The organism is Cellulomonas sp. McL0606, from assembly GCF_058248365.1.
The window spans coordinates 2,117,233-2,134,876 of sequence record NZ_CM177779.1 but is presented as its reverse complement, the minus strand read 5'-3'; the positions used below and the strand labels follow the sequence as shown (position 1 = coordinate 2,134,876).

The window sequence follows — 17,644 nt, the reverse complement described above, 5'->3', positions numbered from 1 at the left end:
CCCGCACGTGAGTGACCGCCGCGGGGACGAACCCGGCGGCCGGATGCCGCTGCGGGCCCACCTGGTCGAGGCTCCGCCACCGGGTGTTCCTCGCCGGGCTGGGCATCCTGGTCGGAGCGATCGCCGGCTGGTTCCTGTACACGCCGGTGTTCCAGGCGCTGCAACGTCCGATCCTCGACGTCGCGAAGTCCCGCGACGCCCTGATCACCCTGAACTTCCCCGGCCTGGCCGCCTCGTTCGACATGCAGATCAAGGTCTCGTTCTTCCTCGGCGTCCTGATCTCCAGCCCGTGGTGGATCTACCAGCTCTGGGCGTTCATCACGCCGGGCCTGACCCGCAAGGAGCGGGGGTACGCGTTCGGGTTCGTCGGCGCCGCCGTGCCGTTGTTCCTCCTCGGCGCCTACCTCGCCTGGTGGGCGCTGCCCAACGCCGTGCGGCTGCTCACCGGGTTCACTCCGAAGGGAGCGGCGAACTTCATCGACGCCCAGGTGTACCTGGGGTTCGTGATGCGCCTGATGCTGGCCTTCGGCCTGGCGTTCCTCCTGCCGGTCATCATGGTCGCCCTGAACTTCGCCGGCATCGGCACCGCGGCGTTCTGGCGGCGCAGCTGGCGCTGGGCCGTGATGATCGCGTTCGTCTTCGCGGCGGTGATGACCCCAACGCCCGACGCGATCACCATGCTCATGGTCGCGCTGCCGATCTGCGGCCTGTACTTCATCGCGCTCTTCGTCTGCGAGCTGCACGACCGGCGCGTCAACCGCGCGCGGCTCGCCGCCGGGCTGCCGACGCTGGACGGCTACCTGCCGGGCGACCCGCCGGAGGGCTCGGCGTGACCCGGCTCGGCGTCGTGGTGAACCCCACCGCCGGCAAGGGCCGCGGGACGGCCGCCGGACGACGGACGCACGAGCTGCTGCGGGCCCGCGGGCACGAGGTGCAGGACCTGTCGGCGGCCTCGCTCGCGCTGGCCACCGACCGCGCCCGGGCCGCCGTCCTCGACGGGCTCGACGCGTTGGTGGTCGTCGGCGGTGACGGGATGGTCCACCTCGGCGTCAACGTCGTCGCGGAGACCCACCTGCCGCTGGGCATCGTCGCGGCGGGCACCGGCAACGACATCGCCCGCACGCTCGGCCTGCCGAAGCCCGGCGACGTCGACGCCGGCGTCGCGGTCATCGAGCACGGTCTCGCCGCAGGCCCGCGGCGCGTGGACGCGGTCCGGGTCGGCCCGCCCGGGACGGCCGCCCACGAGTGGTTCCTCGGCGTGCTGTCCTGCGGGTTCGACGCCGCGATCAACGCCCGGGCCAACGAGATGACCTGGCCCAAGGGGTCGGGCCGCTACGTGCGAGCGCTGCTGGCCGAGCTGCCGCGGTTCGAGCCGTACGGCTACCGCGTCACGATGGACGACCAGGTCTGGGAGTCGACCGGCACGCTCGTCGCCGTCGCGAACGTGCCCTGGATCGGCGGCGGCCTCAAGATCGCACCCGATGCCGTGGTCGACGACGGCCTCCTGGACGTGGTCGTCGCCGGACCGTTCAGCAAGACCGGCGTGGTGAAGATCTTCCCCGGCATCTACGGCGGCAAGCACGTGGCCCACCCCTCCGTGGACGTCTTCCGCAGCACCTCCGTCCTCATCGAGCCGCTGACCGACCTCGGCGGCCTGCCGCCGGCCGCGTTCGCCGACGGTGAGCGCGTCGGTCCGCTGCCCCTGCGCGTCACCGTCGAGCCCGGGGCCCTGTCCGTCCTGTGCTGACGCGCGCGCCGGAGCCTGCGCGGCGCCACGTGTGCCTAGGGTGTGCGTGTGGTGGCCCGCACTCGGAAGTCGACCCCGTCCGCTGAACCTTCTCCGGCCGAGCGCTACGCGGCGTCGCGGCGCCGGGCCGAGGTGGAGCGCACCGAGCTGTCCCGGTTCCGGGAGCTGCCGCTTCCCCCTCGACGAGTTCCAGATCGACGCCTGCCTCGCGCTCGAACGCGGCAGCGGCGTGCTGGTCGCGGCGCCCACCGGGGCGGGCAAGACGGTGGTGGGCGAGTTCGCGGTGCACCTGGCGCTGGAGTCGGGCCGCAAGGCGTTCTACACGACGCCGATCAAGGCGCTGTCGAACCAGAAGTACGGGGACCTGGTCCGCCGCTACGGCGCCGAGAAGGTCGGTCTGCTCACCGGCGACACCACGATCAACGGCGACGCCCCCGTCGTCGTGATGACGACCGAGGTGCTCCGCAACATGCTGTACGCGGGCTCGTCCACCCTCCAGGGCCTGGGGTTCGTGGTCATGGACGAGGTGCACTACCTCGCCGACCGGTTCCGTGGCCCGGTCTGGGAGGAGGTGATCATCCACCTCACCGACGACGTCCAGCTGGTGTCCCTGTCGGCCACCGTCTCCAACGCCGAGGAGTTCGGCGACTGGCTGGCCACCGTCCGGGGTGACACGACCGTCGTCGTCAGCGAGCACCGGCCCGTGCCGCTCGGCCAGCACGTGCTTGTACGAGGCGAGCTCCTCGACCTGTACGCCGGCCACGTCGACCCGACCGACCCCGGCGTCGACCCCCCGATCAACCCGGACCTCAGCCACCTCCTGCGCCGCAGCAACCGCGAGGAGGAGCCGATCGGCCGTCGCGGGCCGGGGCACAAGGGCAGGCAGGCGCACCGGCCCAGCCGCCCCGGAGGCGGCCGTCCCACCCCGCGGTTCGCCGTCGTCGACGCCCTGGAGGCGGACGGCCTCCTGCCCGCGATCGTGTTCATCTTCTCGAGGGCGGGCTGCCAGGGGGCCGTGCAGCAGTGCCTCGCGGCCGGCGTCCGCCTGACCACGCCGGCCGAGGCGGCGCGCATCCGGATGATCGTGGAGGAGAAGTGCGCCGCGGTGCCTCCCGAGGACCTGCCCGTCCTCGGGTACTGGGAGTTCGCAGAGGCGCTGAGCCGCGGCGTGGCCGCGCACCACGCCGGGATGCTGCCGCTGTTCAAGGAGACCGTCGAGGACCTGTTCTCGCAGGGCCTGGTCAAGGTCGTGTTCGCCACCGAGACGCTGGCGCTCGGCATCAACATGCCCGCGCGGTCGGTGGTGCTGGAGAAGCTGGTCAAGTGGGACGGCTCCAACCACGTCGACGTGACGCCGGGGGAGTACACGCAGCTGACCGGCCGCGCCGGCCGGCGCGGCATTGACACGGAAGGTCACGCGGTCGTCGTCGCGCACTCCGGGCTCGACCCGGTGCAGCTGGCCGGCCTGGCGTCCAAGCGCCTGTACCCCCTCAAGTCCAGCTTCCGCCCGACGTACAACATGGCCGTCAACCTGGTCGCCCAGGTGGGCCGCGACCGTGCCCGCGAGGTCCTGGAGACGTCGTTCGCGCAGTTCCAGGCCGACCGGGGCGTCGTCGGCCTGGCGCGGCAGGCCCAGGCCCACACGGAGGCGCTGGACGGGTACGCCAAGGCCATGGAGTGCCACCAGGGCGACTTCACGGAGTACGCGTCGCTCCGCCGTCAGATCACCGCCCGCGAGAAGGACCTCACGCGCGCCCAGGCATCCGCACGGCGGGCCGAGGTGGCCCGGACGCTCGAGGGTCTGCGGCCCGGCGACGTGCTCGAGATCCCGGTCGGTCGTCGCTCCGGGCACGTGCTGGTCATCGACCCCGGCGGTGAGGCCGGGTTCGACGGACCCAAGCCGACCGTGCTGACGGTCGACCGGCAGGTCCGCAAGCTCACCGTGGCGGACGTCGGCACCGGCGCGCGGACCGTCGGGTTCCTGCGCGTGCCCAAGGGCTTCACCGCGCGCGTCCCGGCGGCTCGTCGCGACCTCGCGGCGCAGCTCCGCACGGCCGTGAGCGACGGTGGCCACGCGCACACCTCGGGCAAGGGCAAGGGCAAGGTCCGGCCGACACGACGCACAGCCGCCACCGACGACGCCGAGATCGCCGAGCTGCGCCGCAGGATGCGCGCGCACCCGTGCCACGGGTGCCCGGACCGCGAGGACCACATGCGCTGGGCCGAGCGCTGGGCGCGCCTGTCCGACGAGCACGACGCGCTCGTCGCCCGGATCGCGGGCCGCACGGGCTCGATCGCAGCCGTGTTCGACCGCATCTGCGACGTCCTGCTCGGCCTGGGCTACCTGTCGCAGTCCGACGAGGGCGGCCGCGGGACCCTCGAGGTCACCGCGGAGGGCCGCTGGCTGCGTCGGATCTACGCCGAGAACGACCTCCTGCTGGCGGAGTGCCTGCGCCGCGGCGTCTTCGACGAGCTCGACGCGCCGGGGCTCGCGGCCGCCGTGTCCGCGCTGGTGTACCGGTCGCGGCGCGACGACCAGGGCGAGCCGCACGTGCCCGGCGGGCCCGCGAGCAGGCTCGGGGTGGCGCTCGACGCGACCGTCCGGGCGTGGTCGGAGCTCGACGACCTCGAGGCGGCGCACAAGGTCGAGACGACCCAGCCGCTCGACACCGGCCTGGTCGAGGCCGTGCACCGGTGGGCGGCCGGACGCAGCCTGGACGCCGTGCTCAAGGGCAAGGAGCTGTCCGCCGGCGACTTCGTGCGCTGGTGCAAGCAGGTCATCGACGTGCTCGACCAGATCTCGCAGGCGGCGCCCACCGACCGGGTCCGGGACACCGCGCGCAAGGCCGTGGAGGCGCTCCGGCGCGGAGTGGTCGCGTACTCGTCGGTCTAGGGCTCTATCGTGCCCGTGTCAGCTCGACCCTCTACCGCCACGGCGCGGTCCACACGTCCGCCGACCCGTTCGCCGAGGCGCTGCTCGTCGAGGACGGTGTCGTGGCCTGGCTCGGGGCGGACGACACGGCCGACGGGCTCGCGGCCCGGGCCGACGAGGTGATCGACCTCGAGGGCGCCCTCGTCGCCCCGGCCTTCGTCGACGCGCACGTGCACGTGCTGGAGACGGGCCTCGCGCTCGAGAGCATCGACCTGTCCGCCGCGGGGGGAGTGCACTCGCTCGCCGACGCCCTCGACGCCGTCCACCGCGCCGCGCAGGGGCGCCCGGTGGGTGCGCAGGACAGCCCGCTGCTCGGGTTCGGCTGGGACGAGCAGGACTGGCCCGAGGGCAGGCCGCCCACCCGTGAGGAGCTGGACGCCGCGGCCGGGGGAGCGCCGGTGTACCTGGCGCGGGTCGACGTGCACTCGGCGGTCGTCTCGAGCGCCCTGACGGCGAACGCGGGGCTGGACGTGCTGCCGGGCTGGCGGTTCGACGGCCGCGTCGAGCGCGACGCGCACCATGCCGCCCGGGAGGCGGCACGAACGGTCGACCCGGCCCGCCGGACCCGGCTGTACCGGGAGGCGCTGCAGCACGCGGCCGCCCGTGGGGTCGCCTCGGTGCACGAGCAGTCGGCGCCCTACATCGACACGCGCGAGGGTCTGCTCGAGCTGCTCGCTCACCGCGGACGAGGCGAGCGGTCTGCCGCACCTCGTCGCGTACCGCGGCGAGCAGTGCGTGACGGTCGACGACGCACGAGAGATCCTCGCGGCGATCCCGGGCCTCACCGGGATCGGCGGGGACCTGAACATCGACGGGTCCCTCGGCTCTCGGACCGCCGCGCTGCGTTCGCCGTACGCCGACGCCCCCGACACGTCCGGCTCGCTGCACCTGACCGCGGAACAGGTGTGCAACCACCTGACCGCCGTCACGCGCGCCGGCGTGCAGGGCGGGTTCCACGTGATCGGCGACCGCGCCATGGACGAGCTGCTCATCGGGCTGCGGGCAGCCGTGGACGTCGAGGGTGTCGAGGCGGTCGCACGCCGCGGGCACCGGCTCGAGCACGCCGAGCTCGTCGACGCCCCGACCCTGGCGGCGTTCGTCCTGCTGGGCATCCAGCTGAGCGTCCAACCGGGTTTCGACGCAGCCTGGGGCGGCCCGGACGGCATGTACGCCGCCCGGCTGGGAGCCGGGCGCGCGGCCGCGCTCAACCCCCTCGCCGACCTGGCCGCGGCAGGGATCCCGCTGGCCTTCGGCTCCGACTCGCCGGTCACCCCCGTCTCGCCGTGGGCCGCCGTCCGGGCCGCCGTGCAGCACCGGTCGGCCGACCAGCGGATCTCGGCGCGGGCCGCCTTCCGGGCGTCCACCCGCGGCGGCTGGCGGCTCGCGGGACTGGACCACACGGGGGCGGGGGAGCTGCGCGTCGGGTCGCCGGCCCACCTGGCCGTGTGGCGGGCCGAGCACCTCACGGTGCAGGCCGCGGACGGCCGCTTCTCGTCGTGGAGCACCGATGCACGCGCGGGCATCCCGCTCCTGCCGGACATGTCGCCGGACGCTCCGCTGCCCCAGTGCCTGCGGACGGTCCGCGGGTCGACGGTCCTGCACGATACGTTCTGAGACCGGTCCGGACGCGCGGGCCGAGACACGCCGAGCAACCTGGACACCTGACCGGGTGAAAAACGCCGGGGGGCCGATCCGGAGGTGCCGTCCGATTCCGCCCGATCACGCGACACGCGGACCGACACGCCGAACCGAAGGGTACAGACCGTACGGACGGTGCAGAGATGACCTGCGGGTACGGCTCTCACCTGCGCCGACGCGGCCTTGACACACCCTGGGAACTGGGTAGGTTTCAGGGGATCCACCGGAGCGACATGCCCACGAAGACGTCGGGCCATGGGGGGCGATGGTGGGAAGCTAGGGCTCCGACCGGGCCCGCGTGTTCAGTAGACAACGGTCCGTGCGCCTGCACGCCGACCGGTACGAAGGACACGCGGGCCGGTCGGTCGGCGCCTGGGATGCGCCAAGCCGAGGACGTTCAGCATTCTTCCAGGGACGCTGCCGTACTCTCCTGGGGTGCCCGCCCGTGAACCCGCCCGCTGGTGGACCCTCGTTCTGGCGGTGGCCGGTGGCTACCTGACCCGGCTCGCCTTCCCCGCACCCGGCTGGTGGGGGACCGTCTTCCTCGGGATCGCCCTGCTCTACCTCGCGATGCGCCGCGACAGCGCGCGCTGGAACGCCCTGGTCGGGCTCGTATGGGGCTTCGCGTTCTTCGTCCCGCTCATCAGCTGGACCGGTGACGCCGTCGGGCAGGTGCCCTGGCTGGCCCTGTCCACGCTCGAGGCGTCCTACGTCGCCCTGTTCGGCGCGGCCTGGTCCTGGGCGCGGCGCGGGCAGGCGGTCTGGCGCAGCGCCGGCCTGCAGGTCGTCGTGTTCTCCGTCCTGTGGGTCGCTGCCGAGGAGCTGCGCTCGACGTGGCCGTTCGGCGGGTTCCCGTGGGGCCGGCTCGCGTTCTCGCAGGCCGACTCGCCCCTGGCCGCGTTCGCCTCCCTCGGGGGGACCCCGCTGCTGAGCGGGATCGTCGTGGCCGTCGGGGTGCTGTTCGCGCGCATCTGGCTCGCGGCACGGCGGCTGCGGCTGGTACGGCTCGGCGTCGCGGTCGCCACGGTCGCCGTGATCGTCGTCGTGGGGCTGCTCGTCCCGCTGGACACCCAGGCCGAGCAGGGCACGCTCGAGGTCGGCGCGGTCCAGGGCAACGTCCCGGGCACCGGGCTCGACGCGTTCGGGCAGCGGGAGGCGGTCCTCGACAACCACATCGCGGGCACGCACGCGCTGCTCGACCAGGTGGCCCCCGGCGACCTGGACCTGGTGCTGTGGCCGGAGAACGGTACGGACATCGACCCGCAGGTCGACGCGAAGGCCGCCAAGCTCATCGACGACGCAGCGAAGGCGGTCGACGCCCCCATGCTCGTCGGCACCGTGCAGTACCCGCCCAGCGGCGGCCGGTACAACACGGCCGTGCTCTGGGAACCCGGCGTGGGCGTCACCGCCACCTACTCCAAGCAGCACCCTGCGCCGTTCGCGGAGTACATCCCGCTGCGCTCGCTCGTCCGGCCGTTCTCGTCAGCGGTCGACCTGGTCACGCGCGATATGCTGCCCGGCGACAAACCGGGGTACATCCCGCTGCAGTCCGATCGGCTGGGCCGCACGGTGGGGATCGGCGATGTCATCTGCTTCGAGGTCGCGTACGACGCGATCGTCCGCGACGCCGTCAGGGCAGGGGGTGAGGTGCTGGTGGTGCAGACGAACAACGCCTCCTTCGGCGTCTCGGACGAGTCCACCCAGCAGCTGGCCATGAGCCGGATGCGGGCGATCGAGCACGGCCGCGCCACGGTCCAGATCTCGACCGTCGGGGTGAGCGCCGTGATCGAGCCGAACGGCGTCGTCTCGCAGGACACCGACTTGTTCACCGCCGCGCAGATGGTGGCGACGTTGCCGCTGCGCGACTCCCAGACGCTGGCCACCAGGCTCCGCTCGTGGCCCGCGTGGGCCTTCGACGCCCTGGCGGTCGTCATGGTCGCCGCCGGGATCGCCGGCGCCCGCGGCCTGCGCCGCCAGGACCGGAGAGGTACCGCCGCATGACCGGTTCCGTCGGACGGGTGCTCGTCGTCGTCCCCACCTACAACGAGCGCGAGAACCTGCCGATCGCGCTCGACCGGCTGCGCACCCACGTGCCGCACGCGGACGTCCTGGTCGTCGACGACGGCTCACCCGACGGGACCGGCGAGCTGGCCGAGAAGATCGCCGAGCAGGTGGCCGTCGACTCTGCGCACGGGCGCATCCACGTGCTGCACCGGGAGGGCAAGCGGACTCGGGACCGCGTACATCGCGGGCTTCCACTGGGCGCTCGAGCGGTCCTACGACGTCGTCGTCGAGATGGACGCCGACGGGTCGCACCGCGCCCAGGACCTGCCCACGCTCCTCGGCGCGCTCGAGGATGCCGACCTGGTCCTCGGTTCCCGCTGGGTGCCCGGGGGGACCGTGCTGAACTGGCCGATGAGCCGGCACGTCCTGTCCCGCGGCGCCAACACGTACACGCGGATCGTGCTCGGCATCCCGCTCCGCGATGCCACGGGCGGCTTCCGCGCCTACCGTGCCACGCTCCTGCGGGACCTCGAGCTCGACGACATCGCGTCGCAGGGCTACTGCTTCCAGGTCGACATGGCGTGGCGGGCGGTGCGGCTGGGTGCGCGTGTGGTCGAGGTGCCCATCACGTTCGTCGAGCGTGAGCTCGGGACGTCGAAGATGAGCCGGGCGATCGTGGTCGAGGCCCTGATGAGCGTGACCCGGTGGGGGATAGCAGAACGCTCCCGCCGTGTGGCGGGAGCGTTCCGACGAACGACGGGCTGAGCCCGTACGAACGGCGCGTCAGGCGCTGCGGCGCAGCTTGCCCGAGCGGAGCAGGTCGAGCCGCTCGTCCAGCAGCTCCTGGAGCTCGCCGACCGTGCGACGCTCGAGCAGCATGTCCCAGTGCGTACGCGGGGGCTTGCCGGCCTTCACCTCGGGTCGCGACGCGTCGCGGAGCAAAGCTTCCTCGCCGCACCGGCACTCCCACACCACCGGGACGTCGGCCTCGACCGAGAACGGCAGAATGATCGTGTGCCCGTTGGGGCAGTCGTAGTGAGCCTGGAGGCGGGGCGCGAACTCGACGCCGTCTTCCGTCTCCATGCTGTGGGACCCGATGCGCATGCCACGCAGGGACCGGTTTGCCATCTTGGGATCCTCCGTGCCGTTGTACGGCCGTCGAGAGTATGAACTTCCACCGGTTCCAACGGTGGGGGCCCCTCCAGTGTTCCAGGTCCAGGTGAAGGGATGGTGAACGCGGTCAGCATGTGGCGGAGAGGCTTAAGGTCGCACCGTGACTTTCCAGGCACCCACCAGGCAGATGACGTTCCGGAAGCTCGGCGACAAGGGTCCGAACGTGTCGGTCGCCGGTGTCGGCTGCAACACGTTCGGCGCGACCCTCGCGCCTGACGGGGTCCCCGCGCTGGTGTCCGCGGCGCTGGAGGCCGGCGTCACGTTCTTCGACACGGCCGACGCCTACGGCGGGACGTTCGGGCAGAGCGAGGAGCTGTTGGGCGCCGCGCTCGGTGCCCACCGCGACGAGGTCGTGCTGGCGACCAAGTTCGCGCTCGGCGCGCCCGAGGGCGTGGCGCCTGGGTCTCGCGCGTACGTGCGGTCCGCCGTCGAGGCGTCGCTGCGACGGTTGGGCACCGACCGGATCGACCTGTACCAGATGCACACACCCGATCCGCTGACCCCGATCGAGGAGACGCTGGCCGCGCTGCACGAGCTGGTCGCCGAGGGCAAGGTCCTCTCGCTCGGCTCCTCCAACTTCGCCGCGTGGCAGGTGGTCGACGCCGACTGGAGCGCCCGTACGGCCGGCGCCACGGCGTTCGTCTCGGCGCAGAACCGGTACAACCTGCTGGACCGGGGCGCGGAGGCCGAGCTGGTGCCCGCGCTCGAGCAGGTGGGCGTCGGGCTCATCCCGTTCGTTCCGCTCGCCTCCGGGTTGCTCACCGGCAAGTACCGGCGCGACGAGGGCGCCCCCGACGGGTCGCGGCTCGCCCGTTGGCCCGACCGCCTCGCACGCGCCGACTTCGACCGGATCGACGCGTTGAGCGCGCTGGCGCAGGAGTGGGGGATCGACCTGCCGACGCTCGCGCTCGGTGGGTTGGCCGCCCAGCCCGCCGTCGCCACGGTCATCGCCGGTGCCCGGACGCCCGAGCAGCTGCGTGCGAACGTCGCGTCGATCCTGTGGGAGCCCACGCTCGACCAGCTCGCGGCGATCGACGACGCCTCGCCGGGCCCCGTCGGCTGACCGAGCCGCCGGCGTCGGCAGCGGTGCTCACCACTCGAGCATCCGCGCACGCCGCGCGCCGATCGCGGCGATGCCCCACACGTGCACACCGGCCTCGTCCGCGCCCTCGCGCAGCGACCGCGCCCAGGACGACTCGAACATGCCGCGGTCGCCGCCGGCCGCCCGGACGAGCCCGACGAGCACGGACCCGCCCGGCCCGTGCTCGGCCAGGACGTCTCGCAGGAGCCGAAGGACGCCCTCGACGACCTCCGGGTCGGCGCGCTGGGGGATGTCGGAGATCGGCAGGGCGACCGGGAGGGTGACCCCGTCGGCATCGACCAGCACGAACCAGAGCGCCGGCTCACCCGAGCGTTCGTACCCGACGAGGCCGAGAAGCAGCTGGAGCGCGTCGTCGGGGGTCCGCAGCGGGCCGCCCGGGGGCGGTGGCAGGTCGTCGTCGGGACCGTCGTCCGCCCAGTCGAGCGCCTCCCACGCGCTGCGTCCGGCCTGACGTTGGACCTCCCAGTCGAGGTCCCACCAGTCGTCGTCGTTGTCGTTCGCCGTCATGCCTCCAGGCTGACGGCGCGCACCAGCGCGAGACGGACGTCCTCGGCGTCGACGCGGCGCCCCGGGGCTGTGGTCGGCTCAGGCCAGGTGGGCGGTCAGTGCCTCGACGACCAGTGCGTGATCGTCCGCCTGCGGCAAGCCCGAGACCGTCACCACGCCGACGACGCCGACGTCGCGCACCCGGACGGGGAACGCACCGCCGTGCGCGGCGAACTCCCGCAGGGGCAGGTCGTGCTGCTCGTTGAACGTGGTGCCCCTGACCTTCGCCCGCAGACCGACCAGGTAGGACGGCGCCCCGAACCTCCACACCACGCGGACCTTGCGGGCGACCCACGTGTCGTTGTCGGCGGTGGTTCCGGCCCGTGCGGCGTGGAACACCTGCTGCGTCCCGTGCTGGATGTCCACCGTGATCGGCAGGTCGCGCTCCTGACCCAGCTCCACCAGCAGGCATCCGAGCCGCCACGCGTCGTCGTGCGTGAACGTGGTGAACACCAGGTCGCGTTCCTGCTGCTCGATGGCTGCGATGGTGCGCTGGATCTCGGTGACGTCGTCGGCACTCATGACGACATCGTCGCACCGACGGGCGCCACCCCGAAGTTCTGGTCGAACACGTGCCCGGGGTCGTAGACGGCCTTGAGCCGGGCGATCCTCGCGAGCGTCTCGGGCGGGAACGCCTCGGCGATCCGGTCGGGGGACTGGTTCGTCTCGAAGCTGAGGTAGACGCCGTCCAGGTGCGGGGCGAGGCGGCCCCACCACGCGTCGATCTGGGCCCGCCGGCTTGCGCGCGTGGACGCCGACAGCGAGAAGGCCTGGGTCCGGTGCGCGTACGCCGTGGCCATCGGGTCCAGGTCGTTGACGGCGCCGCCGACCGCGCGCAGCTGCACCATGTCGGACACGCCGGACATCACCAGGTCGCCCAGAAGCTGCGCCAGCTCGGGCGTCACGTGCTCGATCAGCCCGCCGCGCGCCGCGTAGTCCGGGCCTCCGGTGTGCTCGCCGTGGTGCGGCGCGACCGCTGCCGCGTAGGGCACCAGCTGGGCCTGCTGCTGCAGCACAGGCGCGAGGTCGAGGAAGCGCTCGAGCCAGAGGATGGCGCTCTGCGTGTCGTCGTCGGCCCAGACGATGATCGTGTAGCCGATCGGCGGGTTCTGCCCGTTGGCGGGGATCATGGTCAGGAAGCTGCGAGCTCGCGCGGCGACTCCTCGACCAGGGCGGCCCACGACTCGATGAACGACGCCGTGTCCGACGCGTCGTAGACGATCGTCGCGTAGACCACGTCGCCGACGTGCGCGGCCTCGATCTCCACCGCCGTGAGGATGCCGAAGTTCGCGCCCGCGCCGCGCACCGCCCAGAGCAGGTCGGGCTCGTGCTCGGCGTCGGTACGCACGAGCCGCCCGTCGGCCAGGACCAGCTCGGCCGCCACGACGTGGTCGAGCGTCAGCCCGTACGACCGCGCGAGGAAGCCCTGCCCGCCGGCGGTGACCAGGCCGCCGACGCCGACGTCTCCGTAGTCACCGGGCTGATCGCCAGGCCGTGCGGCGTGAGGGCGGCCGCGACGTCGCCCCAGCGCGCGCCCGCGCCGAGCCGGACGAGCCCGCGCTCGTGGTCCAGCACCTCGACCGCGTCGAGCCCGCCGACGTCGATCACGATGCCGCCGTCGTTGGTGGACCGACCGCTGATCCCGTGCCCGCCGCTGCGGACCGCGAGCGGCACGTCCTGGGCGCGGGCGAACGCCAGCGCATCGCTGACGTCCTGCGCCGAGGTGGCGCGGATGACGAGCCCGGGGGAGCCCGAGTAGACGTAGGTCGAGCGCACGCGCCCGTACTCCCGGTCGCCGGGCTCCACGGCCTTGCCGACGAGGGACGCGGGCAGCCCGTCGTAGTCGATCCGGGGACGCCGCTTGGCCAGGGCGGCGGCAGGGCGAACCGCACCCGTCGTCGTGCCGGCAGTCGAACGCTCGGCGGCGACCGCCTCGCGCAGGGCCGGGGCGAAGCTCCTGCCCGAAGACCGCGAGCGCCCGTTCGTCGTCGCCGGCCAGGATGAAGGTGGCGATCCCGTCCTCGAGCGCGAGCGGCAGCAGCTGGTCGACCCACTGCTCCACCGATCCCTGGGGGCCGCCGCCGAGGTTCAGCAGCCGACGGATCTCGCGCGGGTCGCGACCCGCCGCCGTCGCGGACTCGTCGATGGTCACGTTGCCGCGGGAGAGGTCGCCGGGCTGCAGATAGCCCTGGCTCGGGAGCCACCCGTCGGCCGCAGAGCCGACCAGACGCAGCATCCGCGGCTTGTACGCGCCGAGCCAGATCGGGATGTCGTGCGCGGGGGCCGGTCCGCGCTTGGCGCCGTCGACCGAGTGGAACTCGCCGTGGACGCGCAGGGGCGTGCGCTCGTCGGCGTCCCAGACGCCCCGGATGATGCCGATGGCCTCGGCCAGCGCGGTGACGCCCTCGCCGGGTGTCCGCCGTGGGGCGCCCATCGCGACGATCGCGTCCCAGAAGGCACCCGCCCCGAGGCCGAGCGCCAGCCGACCGCCCGACAGCAGGTCCAGGCTGGCCGCGGCGCGCGCCAGGACGGCCGGCGGGCGCAGCGGCAGGTTGAGCACGTTGCCGGACAGCTGCACCGTCGACGTCGAGGCGGCCACCCACGACAGGAGCGTCCACGTGTCGAGGAACGCGGGCTGGTACGGGTGGTCCTGGAACGTCACGAGGTCGATGCCGACCCGCTCGGCGGTCCGCGCCAGCGCGACGACGCGCTGCGGGTCCTTCGCCGACGGCGTCAGGAAGCTGCCGAAGACCAGGTCGTGGCCGTAGTCGGGCACCGCGCCCACCCTCTCGCTAGGTAATTGAGAGTTCAACCATATCGCGTTCGAGGCGCCGATCCTGCGCGGGGGAGCCGGGCCCGAGTCGCACCGGCGTGGCAAGATCTCGCAGGTGACGCTAGCCGACAGCCATGACCTGATCCGAGTGCAGGGCGCGCGGGAGAACAACCTCAAGGACATCAGCGTCGAGCTTGCCCAAGCGCAGGCTGACGGTGTTCACCGGCGTCTCGGGCTCGGGCAAGAGCTCGCTCGTCTTCGGCACCATCGCCGCCGAGTCGCAGCGGATGATCAACGAGACGTACAGCAGCTTCGTCCAGGGCTTCATGCCGACCCTGGCCCGCCCCGACGTCGACGTCCTGGACGGGCTCACCACCGCGATCATCGTCGACCAGGAGCGGATGGGCGCCAACGTGCGGTCCACCGTCGGCACCGCCACGGACGCGAACGCGCTGCTGCGCATCCTGTTCAGCCGCGTCGGTCAGCCGCACCTCGGCTCGCCCCAGGCGTTCTCGTTCAACGTCGCGTCGGTGTCCGGGGCCGGGGCGATCACCACGGAACGCGGCGGCACCACCGTCAAGGAGCGGCGCAGCTTCACCGTCACGGGCGGCATGTGCCCGCGGTGCGAGGGCATGGGCAGCGCGACGAGCATCGACCTCACCCAGCTCTACGACGACTCCAAGTCGCTCGATGACGACGCGCTCACGATCCCCGGCTACACCGGTGGGGGCTGGAACACGCGGCTCTACAGGGAGTCCGGCTTCTTCGACCCGGCCACGCCGATCCGCGACTTCACCGAGCAGGAGCTGCAGGACTTCCTGCACCACGAGCCGGTCCGCATGAAGATCGCCGGCATCAACATGACCTACGAGGGCCTGATCCCACGGATCGAGAAGTCGATGCTCTCCAAGGACAAGGAGGCCATGCAGCCGCACATCCGTGCGTTCGTCGACCGCGCGGTCACGTTCACCAGGTGCCCGGACTGCGGCGGCACCCGGTTGAACGCGGGCGCACGGTCCTCGAAGATCGGCGGCGTCAACATCGCGGACGCCTGCGCGATGCAGATCAGCGACCTGGCCGAGTGGGTCCGGGGACTCGACGAGCCGTCGGTCGCGCCCCTGCTCACGGCGCTCGGGGACATCCTCGACTCCTTCGTCGACATCGGTCTGGGGTACCTGTCCCTCGACCGCCCTGCCGGCACGCTCTCCGGCGGTGAGGCGCAGCGGACCAAGATGATCCGGCACCTGGGCTCGTCGCTCACCGACGTCACGTACGTGTTCGACGAGCCGACGATCGGGTTGCACCCGCACGACATCCAGCGGATGAACACCCTGCTGCTGGCGCTGCGGGACAAGGGCAACACCGTCCTCGTCGTGGAGCACAAACCCGAGACGATCGTCATCGGCGACCACGTGGTCGACCTGGGTCCCGGCGCGGGCACCGAGGGCGGCACGATCTGCTTCGAGGGCACGGTCGAGGACCTGCGGGCCAGCGGCACGCTGACGGGACGCCACCTCGACGACCGCTCGGTGCTCAAGGGGTCGGTCCGGTCGTCGTCGGGAAGGCTGGAGATCCGGGGCGCCACGGCCAACAACCTGCGCGACGTCGACGTCGACATCCCGCTCGGGGTCCTGGTCGTCATCACCGGCGTCGCCGGTTCCGGCAAGAGCTCGCTCGTGCACGGGTCGATCCCGGCCGACGGGGGAGTCGTGTCGATCGACCAGGGTGCGATCAAGGGGTCGCGCCGCAGCAACCCCGCGACCTACACCGGCCTGCTCGATCCCATCCGCAAGGCGTTCGCCAAGGCCAACAACGTCAAGCCCGCCCTGTTCAGCGCCAACTCCGAGGGCGCCTGCCCCAACTGCAACGGCGCGGGCGTCATCTACACCGACCTCGGGCCGATGGCGACGGTCGCGACCACCTGCGAGGTCTGCGAGGGCAAGCGGTTCGACGCCTCGGTGCTGGAGTACCACCTGGGCGGTCGGGACATCAGCGAGGTGCTCTCGATGTCGGTCACGGAGGCCGAGGAGTTCTTCCGCACGGGGGAGTCCAGGACGCCGGCCGCGCACACGATCCTCGCCCGCCTGGTCGACGTCGGTCTCGGCTACCTGCGGCTGGGCCAGCCGCTGCCGACGCTGTCCGGCGGGGAGCGGCAGCGCCTCAAGCTGGCGACGCACATGGGGGAGAAGGGCGACGTCTACATCCTGGACGAGCCGACGACGGGCCTGCACCTGGCGGACGTCGAGAACCTGCTCGGCCTGCTCGACCGGCTCGTCGACGCGGGCAAGTCCGTCATCGTCATCGAGCACCACCAGGCCGTGATGGCGCACGCCGACTGGATCATCGACCTCGGCCCGGGGGCCGGCCACGACGGCGGACTGATCGTCTTCGAGGGCACCCCGTCGGCCCTCGTCGCGGACCGCACCACGCTGACGGGCGAACACCTGGCGGCCTACGTCGGCGCCTGAGGGCGTCTGTCACGTTCTGAGGCCGGGGAACGTCAAGCAATCGAGACGACACCTCGAGAGGATGACGACGATGACGAACACGACGACCGCCACGACGACCGGTGGCTTCACGGACGAAGAGCGCGACGCCATGAAGGAGCGCGCTCAGGAGGTGCGCGGCAAGAAGGGCGACGGCCTGGTCGAGCTGCTCGCCAAGATCGCCGAGATGGAGGACGCCGACCGCGTGATGGCCGAGCGGTTGCACATCCTGGTCGGCGAGGCGGCCCCCGAGCTGACGCCGAAGACCTGGTACGGCATGCCCGCCTACGCCAAGGACGGCAAGGTCGTCCTCTTCTTCAAGCCGGCGGCGAAGTTCAAGGCCCGCTACGCGACGCTCGGCTTCAGCGACTCGGCGGCGCTCGACGACGGCGCGATGTGGCCGACGGAGTTCGCCCTGACGTCGCTGACGGCTGCCGACGAGAAGCGGATCCTCGCCCTGGTCCAGCGGGCCACGGCCTAGTGGCGGCCCGCCCCCGACCGCGCGTGGCGCCGCGCGGCCGGGGCGTCCGTGCCTGTCCGTCAGGAGCCGATCGCCTCGATCCGGCGCCGGGCGCTCAGCGCTTGGTCTCGTACCTGGTGAGGACCACGCCGTCGGGAAACGTCCGGGTCTCCACCAGGTTCAGGTTCACCCAGTTGTCGAGGGCGGTAAAGAACGGTGTGCCGCCGCCCACCAGCACCGGTGCGGTGGCCAGCACGTACTCGTCGATCAGGCCGGCCCGCATGGCCGCGCCGGCGAGCGTGGCGCCGCCGATGTCCATGGGGCCGCCGTCCTCAGCCTTGAGCCGGCTGATCTCGGTGACCGCGTCGCCGGTGACCAGGCGGGCGTTCCAGTCGACCGTGCCGGTCGTCGAGGAGAACACCACCTTCGGCATGTCCCGCCAGCGGTGGGCGAACTCGACCTCCGCGGGTGTGACGCCAGGTTGCTGGTCGGCGATCGGCCAGTGGGAGCTCATCGTCTCCCAAGCTTGCGCCCATACAGCGACAGACCCGTCGAACCCACCCGGTCGGACCACCACTGGAACAGCTCGTCGCTCGGCGTACTCCAGCCGAGGTCGTCGCCGGGAGCGGCGATGTAGCCGTCCAGGCTCACGTTCATGGCAAAGGTCAGCTTCCGCATGGCGTCAGCCTCCCGTGAGTCGGTATCCGGCGTACAGACGGGTAGGCGCACGCACCTGCTTCGTCGTCTGCTGCCCGATCGCCGATAATGCACATTATGACAACT

Annotated in this window: 9 protein-coding genes and 7 pseudogenes; 9 read left to right on the top strand and 7 right to left on the bottom strand. The window is 72.3% G+C overall.

Annotated features, from left to right (window positions below; genetic code table 11):
• The first annotated feature begins 11 nt into the window (after nt 1-11).
• From tatC to AC38ZX_RS10820, 6 genes and pseudogenes are all read left to right on the top strand, one after another.
• Nucleotides 12-833: a twin-arginine translocase subunit TatC gene (gene tatC / locus AC38ZX_RS10845; RefSeq protein ID WP_491294050.1), complete on the top strand. Its 822-nt coding sequence runs from the start codon at nt 12-14 to the stop codon at nt 831-833.
• Nucleotides 830-1,747: a diacylglycerol/lipid kinase family protein gene (locus AC38ZX_RS10840; protein ID WP_491294048.1), complete on the top strand. Its 918-nt coding sequence runs from the start codon at nt 830-832 to the stop codon at nt 1,745-1,747. Before tatC ends, AC38ZX_RS10840 begins: the two co-directional genes overlap by 4 nt.
• A 51-nt stretch (nt 1,748-1,798) precedes the next feature.
• A pseudogene (locus tag AC38ZX_RS10835) lies at nt 1,799-4,640 on the top strand (DEAD/DEAH box helicase).
• An 80-nt stretch (nt 4,641-4,720) separates the two neighbouring features.
• Nucleotides 4,721-6,293, top strand: a pseudogene (locus tag AC38ZX_RS10830) (amidohydrolase).
• Nucleotides 6,294-6,752: 459 nt separating this feature from the next.
• Nucleotides 6,753-8,318: an apolipoprotein N-acyltransferase gene (gene lnt, locus AC38ZX_RS10825; protein ID WP_491294046.1), complete on the top strand. Its 1,566-nt coding sequence runs from the start codon at nt 6,753-6,755 to the stop codon at nt 8,316-8,318.
• Nucleotides 8,315-9,086: pseudogene (locus AC38ZX_RS10820) on the top strand (polyprenol monophosphomannose synthase). Before lnt ends, AC38ZX_RS10820 begins: the two are co-directional and overlap by 4 nt.
• Nucleotides 9,087-9,104: 18 nt before the next feature.
• On the opposite strand, the gene AC38ZX_RS10815 reads toward AC38ZX_RS10820, so the two are convergent.
• On the bottom strand, nt 9,105-9,449 hold the full coding sequence (locus AC38ZX_RS10815) for an RNA polymerase-binding protein RbpA (protein ID WP_028046368.1): 345 nt from the start codon (nt 9,447-9,449) through the stop codon (nt 9,105-9,107).
• A 172-nt stretch (nt 9,450-9,621) separates the two neighbouring features.
• On the opposite strand from AC38ZX_RS10815, the gene AC38ZX_RS10810 reads away from it, so the two are divergent.
• A complete protein-coding gene (locus tag AC38ZX_RS10810; RefSeq protein WP_491297378.1) occupies nt 9,622-10,557 on the top strand; it encodes an aldo/keto reductase in 936 nt (311 codons plus the stop codon).
• Nucleotides 10,558-10,584: 27 nt separating this feature from the next.
• On the opposite strand, the gene AC38ZX_RS10805 is transcribed toward AC38ZX_RS10810, so the two are convergent.
• The 5 genes and pseudogenes from AC38ZX_RS10805 to AC38ZX_RS10785 form a co-directional block, all read right to left on the bottom strand.
• Nucleotides 10,585-11,103 carry a hypothetical protein gene (locus tag AC38ZX_RS10805; RefSeq protein WP_491294044.1) on the bottom strand — a complete coding sequence of 173 codons (519 nt, stop codon included), beginning with the start codon at nt 11,101-11,103 and terminating at the stop codon, nt 10,585-10,587.
• A 78-nt stretch (nt 11,104-11,181) separates the two neighbouring features.
• Nucleotides 11,182-11,664, bottom strand: coding sequence for a heme-degrading domain-containing protein (locus AC38ZX_RS10800; protein WP_426595823.1), 483 nt, complete (start codon nt 11,662-11,664; stop codon nt 11,182-11,184).
• Nucleotides 11,661-12,272: a hypothetical protein gene (locus AC38ZX_RS10795; protein ID WP_491294043.1), complete on the bottom strand. Its 612-nt coding sequence runs from the start codon at nt 12,270-12,272 to the stop codon at nt 11,661-11,663. Before AC38ZX_RS10795 ends, AC38ZX_RS10800 begins: the two co-directional genes overlap by 4 nt.
• 2 nt (nt 12,273-12,274) lie before the next feature.
• Nucleotides 12,275-12,918: pseudogene (locus tag AC38ZX_RS10790) on the bottom strand (FAD-binding oxidoreductase).
• Between the two features lie 373 nt (nt 12,919-13,291).
• Nucleotides 13,292-14,098 (bottom strand): annotated as a pseudogene (locus AC38ZX_RS10785) (LLM class flavin-dependent oxidoreductase); the annotation flags it as partial.
• Between AC38ZX_RS10785 and AC38ZX_RS10780 the strand changes: the two are divergent.
• Together AC38ZX_RS10780 and AC38ZX_RS10775 are read left to right on the top strand one after the other, a co-directional pair.
• Nucleotides 14,022-16,383, top strand: a pseudogene (locus AC38ZX_RS10780) (ATP-binding cassette domain-containing protein). The pseudogenes AC38ZX_RS10785 and AC38ZX_RS10780 sit on opposite strands and share 77 nt — an antisense overlap.
• Nucleotides 16,384-16,453: 70 nt before the next feature.
• On the top strand, nt 16,454-16,882 hold the full coding sequence (locus AC38ZX_RS10775; protein WP_426595817.1) for an iron chaperone: 429 nt from the start codon (nt 16,454-16,456) through the stop codon (nt 16,880-16,882).
• 94 nt (nt 16,883-16,976) lie between these two features.
• Here AC38ZX_RS10775 and AC38ZX_RS10770 read toward each other — a convergent pair.
• A pseudogene (locus AC38ZX_RS10770) lies at nt 16,977-17,539 on the bottom strand (dihydrofolate reductase family protein).
• Between the last annotated feature and the right edge of the window lie 105 nt (nt 17,540-17,644).